Annotated in this window: 12 protein-coding genes; 7 read left to right on the top strand and 5 right to left on the bottom strand. The window is 63.8% G+C overall.

All coding sequences use genetic code 11. The features are described from left to right. Nucleotides 1-8: 8 nt before the first annotated feature. On the bottom strand, nt 9-917 hold the full coding sequence (locus NLY43_RS20230) for a LysR family transcriptional regulator (protein ID WP_023712034.1): 909 nt from the start codon (nt 915-917) through the stop codon (nt 9-11). Nucleotides 918-1,040: 123 nt separating this feature from the next. Between NLY43_RS20230 and NLY43_RS20225 the strand changes: the two genes are divergently transcribed. After that, entirely contained in the window at nt 1,041-2,222 is a 1,182-nt protein-coding gene (locus tag NLY43_RS20225) for an MFS transporter (protein WP_286458483.1), read from the top strand. Between the two features lie 43 nt (nt 2,223-2,265). Next, nucleotides 2,266-3,300 (top strand): aldo/keto reductase, encoded by a 1,035-nt coding sequence (locus tag NLY43_RS20220; RefSeq protein ID WP_023688867.1) that lies wholly within the window; start codon nt 2,266-2,268, stop codon nt 3,298-3,300. Between the two features lie 60 nt (nt 3,301-3,360). Here NLY43_RS20220 and NLY43_RS20215 read toward each other — a convergent pair whose 3' ends face one another. Further along, nucleotides 3,361-3,633, bottom strand: a complete 273-nt coding sequence (locus tag NLY43_RS20215; RefSeq protein WP_023668649.1) for an usg protein — start codon at nt 3,631-3,633, stop codon at nt 3,361-3,363. A 305-nt stretch (nt 3,634-3,938) separates the two neighbouring features. Here NLY43_RS20215 and acs point away from each other — a divergent pair, with 305 nt between their 5' ends. Then, nucleotides 3,939-5,894, top strand: coding sequence for an acetate--CoA ligase (gene acs, locus NLY43_RS20210; RefSeq protein ID WP_023688866.1), 1,956 nt, complete (start codon nt 3,939-3,941; stop codon nt 5,892-5,894). 9 nt (nt 5,895-5,903) lie between these two features. Continuing rightward, nucleotides 5,904-6,641: an MOSC domain-containing protein gene (locus tag NLY43_RS20205; RefSeq protein WP_023688865.1), complete on the top strand. Its 738-nt coding sequence runs from the start codon at nt 5,904-5,906 to the stop codon at nt 6,639-6,641. Nucleotides 6,642-6,707: 66 nt separating this feature from the next. On the opposite strand, the gene NLY43_RS20200 is transcribed toward NLY43_RS20205, so the two are convergent. Together NLY43_RS20200 and NLY43_RS20195 are read right to left on the bottom strand one after the other, a co-directional pair. Beyond that, nucleotides 6,708-7,976, bottom strand: coding sequence for a class I SAM-dependent methyltransferase (locus tag NLY43_RS20200; RefSeq protein WP_023688864.1), 1,269 nt, complete (start codon nt 7,974-7,976; stop codon nt 6,708-6,710). Nucleotides 7,977-8,363: 387 nt separating this feature from the next. Continuing rightward, nucleotides 8,364-9,233, bottom strand: a complete 870-nt coding sequence (locus NLY43_RS20195) for a transglutaminase-like domain-containing protein (RefSeq protein WP_023712035.1) — start codon at nt 9,231-9,233, stop codon at nt 8,364-8,366. 178 nt (nt 9,234-9,411) lie between these two features. Between NLY43_RS20195 and NLY43_RS20190 the strand changes: the two genes are divergently transcribed. After that, nucleotides 9,412-10,077: an HAD-IA family hydrolase gene (locus NLY43_RS20190; protein WP_023668644.1), complete on the top strand. Its 666-nt coding sequence runs from the start codon at nt 9,412-9,414 to the stop codon at nt 10,075-10,077. A 126-nt stretch (nt 10,078-10,203) separates the two neighbouring features. Here NLY43_RS20190 and NLY43_RS20185 read toward each other — a convergent pair whose 3' ends face one another. Then, nucleotides 10,204-10,410: a DUF1674 domain-containing protein gene (locus tag NLY43_RS20185; protein ID WP_023688862.1), complete on the bottom strand. Its 207-nt coding sequence runs from the start codon at nt 10,408-10,410 to the stop codon at nt 10,204-10,206. 105 nt (nt 10,411-10,515) lie between these two features. Between NLY43_RS20185 and htpX the strand changes: the two genes are divergently transcribed. Together htpX and NLY43_RS20175 are read left to right on the top strand one after the other, a co-directional pair. Continuing rightward, complete coding sequence (htpX, locus tag NLY43_RS20180; protein ID WP_023688861.1) at nt 10,516-11,541, top strand: zinc metalloprotease HtpX; 1,026 nt, start codon at nt 10,516-10,518, stop codon at nt 11,539-11,541. Then, entirely contained in the window at nt 11,532-12,917 is a 1,386-nt protein-coding gene (locus tag NLY43_RS20175; protein WP_023712036.1) for an RsmB/NOP family class I SAM-dependent RNA methyltransferase, read from the top strand. The genes htpX and NLY43_RS20175 overlap by 10 nt, the downstream gene beginning before the upstream one ends. Nucleotides 12,918-12,919 lie beyond the last annotated feature (2 nt).

Raw genomic sequence — 12,919 nt, 5'->3', positions numbered from 1 at the left:
ACGTCTTTTCAGCTCATCCGCACGCTCTCGACCAGAAAGTCGAGAAACGCCCGCACCCGTGCGGGCAAATGCCGGCCCTGGCCGACATAGACGGCGTGGGTAGGCTCCTCGTCGCCCGGATTGAAATCCTCCAGCAGCGCCGTCAGCCGCCCCGCCGCGATGTCATCGGCCACATGCCAGTGTGCCAGCCGGGCGATGCCGGCGCCGCCGACCGCCATCAACCGCATCGACTCGCCATCGCCGACCAGCGTGTTTCCGGTGATCGGCACCATGACGGCGTTCCCGGTTGCATCGACAAACGACCAGCCATCGACATGCCGGACAAAGCCGAAAGCCATGCGATTGTGCCGGTCGAGATCTGCTGGAACCAGCGGCGTGCCATGCGTCTTGAGATAGGACGGTGCGGCAACGACTGTCATCCGGCTTTGCCCGAGCTTGCGCGCCACCAGCCGCGACTCGCCGAGCGGCCCGGCGCGGATGGCGACGTCGGCACGCTCAGCCATCAAATCGATGACGCTGTCGGTCAGCACCAGATCGACCGAAATCCCGGGGTAGCGTTCGAGGAAATCAGGCAGCAGCGGGATCAGCCGATGCACCCCGAAGGGCACATAGGAGTTGACGCGCAGCCGTCCGCGCGGCGCGGCACCCACGGCCGCCTCGCGCTCGGCCGCCGCCATATCGGCCAGGATGCGCACCCCGCTGTCATAGAACGCCGTCCCTTCCGGCGTCAGCTGCAGCTTGCGCGTCGAGCGCGTGACCAGCCGCGCGCCGAGCCTTGCCTCCAGTCGCGCGATCAGCTTGCTCACCGCCGACGGTGTCATACGCAGCGAACGAGCCGCAGCCGAGAAACTGCCCGCCTCGACGACGCGGACGAACACTTCGATCTCGCCGGAACGGCTGATATCGGGTCTGGCCATTTGTGAATCTATTTCACAGGAAATATGCCCAAGGCAAGTCTGGTTCACAAGGCATGGCAACACGATCTCTGCGGTCGGGGCGCGGGTCTGGTCGCGTTCATCGAGTTCGAACTGGAAACCGCCATGCCTCTTGCTCTCTACGCCCTCGCTGCCGGCGCCTTCGGCATCGGTGTCACCGAATTCGTCATCATGGGGCTGCTGATCGATGTCAGCAAAGATCTCGGAGTCTCGATCTCGGCCGCCGGCCAGTTGATTTCGGGCTACGCGTTGGGCGTCGTCATCGGCGCGCCGCTTTTGACCATCGCCACCGGCAACTGGCCCCGCAAGACCGTCCTTCTGGCCCTTATGGCGATCTTCACGCTCGGCAACCTCGCCTGTGCGATCGCCCCCGACTACTGGACGCTGATGGGCGCCCGCATCATCACCGCCTTTGCCCATGGCACTTTCTTTGGCGTCGGCTCGGTGGTCGCCACCGGCCTGGTCGCGCCCAACAAGAAAGCCTCGGCGATCGCGCTGATGTTCACCGGCCTGACTATCGCCAACATCCTCGGCGTGCCCTTCGGCACTTGGCTCGGCCAGACCTTCGGCTGGCGCGCCACTTTCTGGGCCGTAACCCTGGTCGGCTTGGCAGCCTTTGCCGTCATCCTGCTTCTGGTGCCGCGCAGCAAGGAAGCGCCCGAGAAGACCAATCTGCGCGCCGACCTCGCAGTGCTGCGCCGCACGCCGGTGCTGCTCGGCCTCGCCACCACCGTGCTCGGCTATGCCGGCGTCTTCGCCGTCTTCACCTACATCGCCCCGCTGCTCACCGAGATCACCGGTTTTGGGGAAGCCGCCGTGTCGCCGATCCTGCTCGTCTTCGGTGGCGGTCTTATCGCCGGCAATCTGCTTGGCGGCAAGGTCGCCGACCGCTGGCTGGTGCCGGCGGTGCTCGGCAGCCTCGTGGTGCTGGCGTTGGTGCTGGCCACAATGACCTTCGCCGTCCACAGCCAAATCCTGGCCGTCATCTATGTCGGCCTGCTTGGTGCCGCCGCCTTCGCCACCGTGGCGCCGCTGCAGATGTGGGTGCTGGAAAAGGCGCAAGGCGCGGGCCAGAGCCTCGCCTCGTCCTTCAACATCGCCGCCTTCAACCTCGGCAATGCCGCCGGCGCTTGGCTTGGCGGCGCGGTGATTGCCCATGACCTCGGCCTCGGCTCACTAACCTGGATCGCCGCTTTGCTGCCGGTCGCGGCTCTTGGCGTCGCTGCCCTGGCGCTGCGCCTCGATCGCGCCCCCACAATCGGGGTGCCGGTCTGCGCCCAGTCATGAGCATCACGCGCAATCCTTCTTCGACATCATCAAGGAGCATAAAATGGATTATCGACGTCTCGGCGCATCGGGCCTGAAAGTGCCCGCACTCTCTTTCGGCGCCGGCACTTTCGGCGGCTCCGGGCCGCTGTTCGGGGCCTGGGGCAACAGCGATGCCAAGGAAGCGCGGCGGCTGATCGACATCTGCCTCGAGGCCGGCGTCAATCTGTTCGACACCGCCGATGTCTATTCGAACGGCGCCTCCGAGGAAGTGCTTGGCGAAGCCATCAAAGGCCGCCGCGACGCGGTGCTGATCTCGACCAAGACTTCGCTGCCGATGGGCGACAGACCGGCCGACTACGGCTCGTCGCGCTCGCGGCTGATCAAAGCCGTCGACGCCGCCCTGAAGCGCATGGGCACCGATTACATCGACCTGTTGCAGCTGCACGCCTTCGATGCCGGCACGCCGATCGAGGAGGTGTTGTCGACGCTGGACGACCTCGTGCGCGCCGGCAAGCTGCGCTATGTCGGCGTCTCCAACTTCTCCGGCTGGCAGGTGATGAAATCGCTGGCGGAAGCTGACAAGCATGCTTATCCGCGCTACGCCGCGCATCAGGTCTACTACTCGCTGGTCGGTCGCGACTATGAATGGGAGCTGATGCCGCTCGGTATCGACCAGGGCATCGGCGCGCTGGTGTGGAGCCCGCTCGGCTGGGGCCGCCTGACCGGCAAGATCCGCCGCGGCCAGCCCCTGCCGGAAAAGAGCCGGCTGCACGACACCGCCGATTTCGGCCCGCCGGTCGCGGACCAACATCTCTACCGGGTCATGGATGCGCTTGATGCGATGGCTGAAGAGACCGGCAAGACCGTGCCGCAGATCGCCATCAACTGGCTGTTGCGGCGCCCGACCGTGTCCTCGGTCATCATCGGCGCCCGCAACGAGGAACAGCTGCGCCAGAACCTCGGCGCCGTCGGCTGGGCATTGACGCCGGAGCAGGTCAAAAAGCTCGACGCCGCAAGCGAAGTGACCGCGCCCTACCCGTACTTCCCTTATCGCCGCCAGGAAGGTTTCGCCCGACTGAACCCGCCTGCGGTGTGATCGCACGACGTTGAAGCTGCCAATCTCCCCCCTTGCGGGGGAGATCAGCTATACTGCCGCTCAGTGCAGCACGAACTCCCCATCCACCTTCCGCCATTCGTTCGGCGCGATCAGCTTCTGGTGCGTGTAGCTGATCGAATGCAGCGGCCCGTCGAGCCTGGCCTTCCAGAACTCGATGAACTTGATCAGCACCGGAAACTTCGGCGCCAGATCGTAATCCTGCCAGATGAAGCTCTGCAGCAGATGCGGGTGGTCGGGAAAATGGTACAGAATCTTGGCCGTGGTCAGGCCATACCCCTTGAGCATCAGGTCCATTTCGGAATGATCGCGCATGACAGCCCCTTGGCCTAGTTGATTCTCCATTCCTCCCAACACCGAATTGTGCGCGCCGTTCCTTAACTGTCTATGATTTTCCTGATCCCAGTCGGGTTTTATGCACGAAAACATGCAGTTAGCAGCGACCGCTGCCGAGTGCTGATACAACCGAAACGGGAGCTGCGGCATCGCGCCACGCGAATCCAACGTCTAATGTTGCCGTCAGCGCGGAACTGTTAATAATGCCGCCGAATTCGCGGCTGCGTCGCCGTGATCCTGGCTGTGGTCAAGCCGGCGGGGTGGTTTGGGAGGAAAGTGAAGACATGTCCGAGGTGAAGATCCACCGCGTCCAGCCGGCGTGGAAGAAGAATGCGCTGATCGACAACGACACCTACCTCAAATGGTATGCCGACAGCGTGAAGAATCCGGACAAGTTCTGGGGCAAGCACGGCAAGCGCATCGACTGGTTCAAGCCGTTCAGCAAGGTCAAGAACACCTCCTTCGAGGGCAAGGTCTCGATCAAATGGTTCGAGGACGGCGAAACCAACGTCTCCTACAACTGCATCGACCGCCATTTGAAGAAGCGCGGCAACCAGACAGCCATCATCTGGGAAGGCGACAATCCCTACGACGACAAGAAGATCACCTATAACGAGCTCTACGAGCATGTCTGCCGGCTCGCCAATGTGATGAAGAAGCACGGCGTCAGGAAGGGCGACCGCGTCACCATCTACATGCCGATGATCCCGGAAGCGGCCTACGCGATGCTGGCTTGCACCCGCATCGGCGCCATCCACTCGATCGTCTTCGGCGGCTTTTCACCGGACGCGCTGGCCGGCCGCATCGATGACTGCAAGTCGACCTTCGTCATCACCGCCGACGAAGGCCTGCGCGGCGGCAAGCCGATCCCGCTGAAGGAAAACACCGACAGAGCGATCGAAATCGCCGCCAAGGCCGGCACCAAGGTCGATAAGGTGGTCGTCGTTCGTCGCACCGGCGGCAAGACCGGCTGGGTCCAGGGACGCGACATCTGGTACCATGACGAGATCGCCACGGTGAAAGGCGACTGCAAGCCGGAGAAGATGAAGGCCGAGGATCCGCTGTTCATCCTCTATACCTCAGGCTCGACCGGCAAGCCGAAGGGAGTGCTGCACACCACCGCCGGCTATCTCGTCTATGTCGCGATGACCCACCAATATGTCTTCGACTACCATGATGGCGATATCTACTGGTGCACCGCCGATGTCGGTTGGGTCACCGGCCACAGCTATATCGTCTATGGCCCGCTCGCCAACGGCGCCACCACGCTGATGTTCGAGGGCGTGCCGAACTACCCCTCGCAGTCGCGCTTCTGGGAAGTCATCGACAAGCACAAGGTCAACATCTTCTACACCGCGCCGACGGCGCTGCGCGCGCTGATGGGCGCCGGCGACGAACCGGTGAAGAAGACCTCGCGCAAGTCGCTGCGCGTGCTGGGCTCGGTCGGCGAACCGATCAATCCGGAAGCCTGGGAGTGGTATTTCAACATCGTCGGCAACGGCAAGGTGCCGATCGTCGACACCTGGTGGCAGACCGAGACCGGCGGCATCCTGATCACGCCGCTGCCCGGCGCCACCGACCTCAAGGCTGGTTCGGCGACGCGGCCCTTCTTCGGCATCAGGCCGCAGCTGGTCGACGGCGAAGGTAGGGTGCTGGAAGGGGCGGCCGACGGCAATCTCTGCATCGCCGATTCCTGGCCCGGCCAGATGCGCACGGTCTATGGCGATCATGACCGCTTCGTGCAGACCTATTTCTCCACCTACAAGGGCAAATACTTCACCGGTGACGGCTGTCGCCGCGACGCCGACGGCTATTACTGGATCACCGGCCGCGTCGACGACGTCATCAACGTTTCCGGCCACCGCATGGGAACGGCCGAGGTCGAATCGGCGCTCGTCAGCCATGAGAAGGTGTCGGAAGCAGCTGTCGTCGGCTATCCCCACGACATCAAGGGCCAGGGCATCTACAGCTACGTTACCTTGATGAAAGGCGTGGAGCCGAGCGAGGAACTGCGCAAGGAGCTCGTGGCCCATGTCCGCAAGGAGATCGGCGCCATCGCCTCGCCCGACAAGCTGCAATTCGCGCCCGGACTGCCGAAAACCCGCTCCGGCAAGATCATGCGCCGTATCCTGCGCAAGATCGCCGAGGACGATTTTTCCGCGCTCGGCGATACCTCGACACTGGCCGATCCGGCCGTGGTCGATGATCTGATCGCCAACCGCCAGAACAAGAAGGGCTGAGGGGATTTGATGGCTGCACTGGGCGCAGTCACGGAGCTCTGGCGTTACCCCGCAAGTTCGCTTGCCGGCGAACGCCAGGACGCCATTTCGGTCGGCCTTGAAACCATCGACGGCGACCGGCTGTTCGGCCTTGTCGATGTCTCGGACAATGAGATCGCGCGGCCCGACCGCGACGCCAAGTGGCACAAGGTGCCGCGCATCCGCACCCGGCTGAGCAAGGACCGCAAGCTGGAGATCGCCGTTCCCGACGGCGACTGGCTGGCAGTGCCGGGTGTGGAATGCGACCAAGCCATCTCGGCCTATCTCGGCTTCGCCGCCTCGATCAGGCCGTTCAGCCAGGACAACGCTCCCGGCTACACCGGCCCGCTCACCGCGGCGCGCTACCGCAAAGCGCCGATCCATCTCTTGACCACCGCATCGCTGGCGCGGCTCAAGGCGCTGCACCCCGAAGGCATTCCCGATCCGCGCCGCTTCCGCCCCAACATCGTCGTCGACATGGCGGCGGTCAAAGGCTCGTTTCCCGAGACCGAATGGATTGGCCGCAAGCTCGCCATCGGCGATCTGCTGGTGACCGTCTCGGAGCCGTGCCGCCGCTGCGGCTTCACCATCATCAGCCAGGACGGCTTCGACCACGATCCCGGCATCCTGCGCAATCTGGTCCGCCACAACGCGCACAATCTTGGCGTCTATTGCACTGTGGACAGGCCTGCCCGCGTCGAGATCGGCGCGCCGATGCGGTTCGTGTAGGCCTCTACCGCGAGGCAGCGAATCGCAGACCTTGGAAAGCGTGGGGTTCGGCCCCGAATCCTATCTCTACCGATACAGATCCGCCCGTGTCGGCGGCAGCCCGCTCGGCCCGCGTGCGCGTTTGGTGACGACGGTCTGAAAAATCTGCGCCGAGGCGCGCTCGAAGGTGATCGAGCAGCCGGTGAGATAAAGCAGCCACAGCCGTGCCTTGGCCTCGCCGACTTCGGCGACCGCCTCGTCGAAGCGAGCCTGTAGCCGCTCGGCCCACAGCCGGCAGGTGCGCGCATAGTGCTCGCGCAGATTCTCGACGTCGTAGACCAGGAAGCCATGCGCCTCCAGATTGCCCAGCGTCATGCCGATCGTGTCGAGTTCGCCGCCTGGGAAAATGTATTTGAGCAGCGCCTTGAACTCCGGCCCCTTGCGCAAGGTTTTCTTCAAGTCGCCCTTGCTGCGCCTGGTGATGGCGTGGTGCAGATAGATGCCGCCGGGCTTCAGCAAGCGATGGATGGTCTTGAAATAGGTGGCGTGGTTGGCGAGGCCGAGATGCTCGAACATGCCGATCGACGATATCTTGTCGAAGGAGCCTTTGAGCTCCGTATAGGATTTGATTTCGATGGTGATGCGGTCCTGCAGCCCTTCGGCGCGGATGCGCTCGCGGGCGAGATCGGTCTGCGCCTGCGACAGCGACACGCCATGGCCGACGACGCCGTAATTTTTGGCCGCATGGATCAGCATGGCACCCCAGCCGCAGCCGATGTCCAGCAGCTTTTCGCCCGGCTTCAGCCTGAGCTTGCGGCAGATATGGTCGAGCTTGTCGGCCTGCGCCTGGTCGATGCCATCGGCGAAATCCTTAAAGTAGCCGCAGCTGTAGACCATGCGCTCGTCGAGGAAGAGCCGGTAAAAGGCATTCGAAATGTCGTAGTGATGCTGGATCGCCTCCTGGCTCGACCCGCTGACATAGGGGTTGCGACCCGACAGATCGGTGCGTGCACTCATCTGCTTGCGTGACAGGAGCACCGCCGGCAGGTCGCGCAGGATCGCCAGCTTCGGCAGCGACTTGAGCTTGGTCCTGAGCTTGCCTTGCGACGGCAGTGCGTAGAAATCGAAAATCGTCCCGTCTTCGATGTCTATCGTCTTGGAGATCCACATCTCGATCAGCGTCGACAGCGATGGCCGCTTCACCACCTGCCAGACGATGTCCTGGTCGTTGATGGTGAGCACGGGCCCGATGGCGGGACCGATCCGCTCGCCGGTCCACAGCTTGACCGCAAAACCCGGCTTCAGCGTTTCGATCACCGTTCGCACGATGCGCGCGGCCTTCTCGGCTGCCTCCATGGCCATCCTCCCGAGTCCTGACAATCCACCTTGCATGGATTTTGCCCGCCCTCGCGGCTCTTCGCAACCCGGCGCAAAAGGCGGCTCGCCAGCTATTTCAAATCGGCATCTTGTTTTTTGCTGCAACGCACCCCATCATCTGTACGTGTTCAACAAATCGAAAGGAGGTGATCCGATGTCGAGTGATTTCGTTTTCCAGAACGTGGCCTCAGCGGATTGCACTTTCGGGAAGCAGTCTTCCCGTTAAGGCGCGATAAGCGCGGCGGGTGACCTCGGTCGCCGCCATTGGCCGCGCCACGGACGGAAACACGGAAGGCCGCCGGCTTCGTCAAGAAGCGGCGGCCTTTTCCATTTCCGGATTGTGTGTCGAAGCAGATCAGAATCCGGTCACGCCAGCATCCGCGCGCTGATCGTCTTGTCGACGCCGTGATAGGGCGGATTGAACAGCTTGCCTTCCTGCTCGTAGGTCCAGACCTTGAACAGCGAGAGTTGGTGTGGGCCGAAACTGTGCAGCAGCGGGACATCCGTGGCATCGCGGCCGCGCGCGATGACGACGCGGCCGATCCTGGGTTTGTTGTGGCGCGGGTCGAACGTGTACCACTTGCCGTCGAGGAACACTTCCATCCAGGCTGAAAAATCCATCGGCGCCGGGTCGGCCGGTACGCCGATGTCGCCGAGATAACCGTTCACATAGCGGGCCGGGATGTTCATGCAGCGGCAGAGCGTGATCGCCAGATGGGCGAAGTCGCGGCATACACCAACCTGCTCCTCATGCGCTTGGGCTGCGGTACGCGTCGACCGCGCATAGCCATAGCCGAAGGACAGCCGGTTGTGGACATAGTCGACGATCGCCTGCACCCGCGCCCAGCCGGAGGGAACATGGCCGAAAAGCTGCCAGGCCAGACTGCTCAGATGATCGGTCTCGCAATAGCGGCTGCCGAGGAGGTAGCCGAGCACATCGTCCGGCAGTTCCGCCACCGGCACTTCCCTGGCCAGCGTGTTGACCGCGTCAGGCTCGCCGCTGTCCTCGACGGCTGCGTCATAGAGAATGCGGAAACTGCCGGCGGGTACGGTGAAGCGGCGGCAGGTATTGCCGAACAGATCGTGATAGACCTTGCTCGGCACTGAAGGCGACGTCAGCACGCGCGTCTGCCGTTTGATGTCGGCCTGACGATCCCTGTGGATATCAAGCAGCGAGATGACCGGCGTGGCGCCGACGCATTCAATGGCGATTTCGTAGCCGAGCCGGATCATCACAATGATTGCCCCTTCGATCCCGTGGAAAACAGTATGCTCAAAACGCCAGAGGCGGGACCATGGTTCCCTGGAACTATCGAAAAGGCTCTCCCGCGGCTTCCCAGGCAGGCGTGGCGACGTTACGGTCGAACGACATGTTTCGACCTCCCGAAACGATCCCTAACCCGTGGAAAATCTGATGTTTGCAGGCAGAAAATTCGCCGCGTTCCTGTTCGATATGGATGGCACGGTGCTCAATTCGATCGCCTCGGCCGAGCGCGTCTGGGCGGCGTGGGCGCTTAAGCACGGTCTCGACGTCGAAGCCTTCCTGCCGACGATCCATGGCGTGCGGGCGGTCGAGACCATCACCAGGCTGGCGCTTCCCGGCGTCGACCCTGTTCATGAGGCGTTTGTGCTGTTGCAGGCCGAGTCGGACGATGTCGAAGGCGTGCTGCCGATCGCCGGCGCAGTACGGTTTCTCAACGCGCTGCCGGCCGAGCGCTGGGCGATCGTCACCTCCGCGCCGCGCCCGTTGGCGCTGCTGCGCATGCGGGCCGCCGGCATCCCGGTTCCCGCCTTGGTGGTCGCGGCCGAGGATGTGTCGCACGGCAAACCGGCGCCCGACTGTTTCCTGCTGGCGGCAAAACGGCTCGGCGTCGACATCGGCGACTGTCTGGTCTTCGAGGACGCACCGGCCGGTATCGCGGCGGCGGAAGCAGCGGGCGCGTCGGTGATGGTGATCAGCGCCACTCACCAGCATCCAATGACGACTCAGCACAACTCGATTGGCGGCTACGAAACCGTCTCCATCGCCATCGATGACAGCGGCTGGATGACGCTGGGGGCACAGCGCAGCGCGGCCTGAGGAACTGGAGGACTGGAGGACTGGAGGACTGGAGGACTGGAGGACTGGAGGACTGGAGAACTGCTATGCGCCTTTTTCTTCAACTCTTCAGTTCACCAGTTCCCCAGTTCTTCCGTTCCTGAACCCCTAGAAATCGCTAGCCAGTCCCTTCACTTCCCAGTCGCCGTAGCGGCCGGGTTCCTTGCCGCCGCGGCCGCCGATTTCCTTCGGCAACGCAGCTTCCTTCTGGCGATACGCTTCACGGCGCGCCTCGGCTTCAGCCAGCGCTCGGCTGGCCGCCGGCGTCAGGTCCTTCTCCCGGTCGGCATCGGCTTTGCTGGGTTGGTCGGTCATGCGATAGTCCGGGCGGATTGAAACGAAGGGCGGCGTTTCCCATCATATAGCCATGAGTTCACCCCGATCGACCTTTTTTTGCCACGGCCGCACAGGGAGCAGATGATGAGCACGCTACGCACCACCATGCTTCTGGCCGCGATGACGGCGCTGTTCATGGGCGTCGGCTTTCTGATCGGCGGCACCGGCGGCATGATGATCGCCTTCCTGGTCGCCGCGGGCACCAATCTGTTCAGCTACTGGAATGCCGACAAGATGGTGCTGTCGATGAACCGCGCCGTCGAGGTCAACGCGAAGAACGCGCCCGAATTCCACGCCATCGTCGAGGCGTTGGCCAAGCAGGCCGGCCTGCCGATGCCCAAGACTTATCTGATCGACAATCCGCAGCCGAACGCCTTCGCCACCGGCCGCAATCCCGAGAACGCCGCGGTCGCGGCCTCGACCGGGCTGCTGGAGCGCCTGTCGCATGAGGAGGTGGCGGCAGTCATGGCGCATGAGCTGGCCCACATCCAGCATCGAGACACGCTGACCATGACCATTGTCGCGACACTCGCCGGCGCCATCTCGATGCTCGGCAATTTCGCCTTCTTCTTCGGCGGCAGCCGCGACAACAACAACCCGTTCGGCTTTGTCGGCGTGCTGGTGGCGATGCTGGTCGCACCCTTCGCCGCCATGATCGTGCAGATGGCGGTCAGCCGCACGCGCGAATACGAGGCCGACCGGCGCGGCGCCGAAATCGTTGGAAATCCGCTTTGGCTGGCATCGGCGCTTGACAAGATCGCCCGCGGCGCCGAACGCATCCGCAACCAGGATGCCGAACGCAATCCCGCGACCGCGCATCTCTTCATCATCAATCCCCTTCACGGCGAGCGCATGGACAGCCTGTTTTCGACCCACCCGAATACCGACAACCGCATCGCCGCGCTGCAGGCGATGGCGCGCGACATGGCAGGCCGCCAGCCGGCGCCGCGCCAAGCGCCGACGCCCGGGCAAACAGAAGAATTCCCGGCCGATGCCGTGCAAGGCCCGTGGGGCAAGGCAGCACGCCCCACTCCGCCGACCAGACCGGCCAAGCCGAAAGCCAATCCGTGGGGCCGCAATCCGACCGGACCCAAAGGTCCGTGGTCGTGAGCGGCGCCAGATCCCGGCCCGCACATTCAGGCGATCGCGAAAACAGCTCGGACGAATTCGTCGCCGGCCTCGCCGCGCGCAAGGCAGCGGCGCGGCTGCTGGCCGCCGTTATCGACGCCAAGACGCCGCTCGACGGGCTGACGGACCACGAGAACGGCCATCCGCAATACAAGGTGCTCGACCTGCGCGACCGCGGCCTGGTGCGCGCCATACTGGTGACCGCGCTGCGCTACCGCATGACCATTGCCGGGCTCCTCGCCCGCCGCCTTGAAAAGCCGCTGCCACCCAACGCCACAGCTTTGTCGCACATCCTGCATGTTGCGGCGGCGCAGATCCTGTTCCTCGACATCCCCGACAGCGCCGCCGTCGATTTGGCTGTGACCCACGCCAAGTCGGACCCACGCACGCAGCGCTTTTCCGGCCTCGTTAATGGCGTGCTGCGCACTTTGGTGCGCGCCAAGGAGACCGAACTGCCGGCAGCTCTTGCCGCCACCGACGAGGCGCCAAAATGGTTCTCCGACCGGCTGAAGGCCGCCTATGGCGCCGAGATGACCAGACAGATCCTGGCGGCGCATCGCGTTGAGGCGCCGGTCGATTTCACGGTCAAGGCCGATCCCGAACTGTGGGCCGAAAAGCTCGGCGGCATCGTGCTGCCGACCGGCACGGTGCGAGTGGAAAAGCTCAACGCCTCCGTCACCGAACTGCCGGGCTTCAGCGAAGGCGCATGGTGGGTCCAGGACGCCGCCGCCAGTTTTCCGGCGCGGCTGTTCGGCGATGTCAAAGGATTACGCGTCGCCGACCTCTGCGCCGCCCCCGGCGGCAAGACCGCTCAGCTGATCCTTGCCGGCGCCAAAGTCACCGCCGTGGACACCTCGAAGAACCGGCTGGCGCGGCTGACGCAGAACCTCGAACGGCTCGGGCTGTCCGCCGAGATCGTGCAGGCCGATCTGCTGAAATACCAGCCGGCGGAGCTTTTCGACGCCGTCCTGCTCGACGCGCCCTGCTCTTCCACCGGCACGGTTCGGCGCCACCCCGACGTGCCATGGACCAAGACGGCAGCCGACGTCGAAAAGCTAGCCGATCTGCAAGCAAAGCTGCTCGCCCGCGCCGTCACTTTGGTCAAACCGGGCGGTCGGATTGTTTTTTCCAACTGTTCGCTGGACCCAATCGAAGGCGAGGATCTGTATCGCGTCTTTCTGGCCGGCAACAAAACCGTCGCCGACGATCCACTGCAGCCCGGCGAAATCGCCGGCATCGACGCTTTCCTGACCCCGCAAGGCACGCTGCGCACCACACCCGCCGATCTTGACAGTGGTTCGCCAGGGGTTTCCGGCCTGGACGGCTTCTTCGCAGCCCGCATGCGACGTCTGGCCTGACT

The organism is Mesorhizobium sp. C416B (genome assembly GCF_030323165.1).
GTDB lineage: Bacteria > Pseudomonadota > Alphaproteobacteria > Rhizobiales > Rhizobiaceae > Mesorhizobium.
This window is presented reverse-complemented; position numbering and strand designations above follow the sequence as displayed.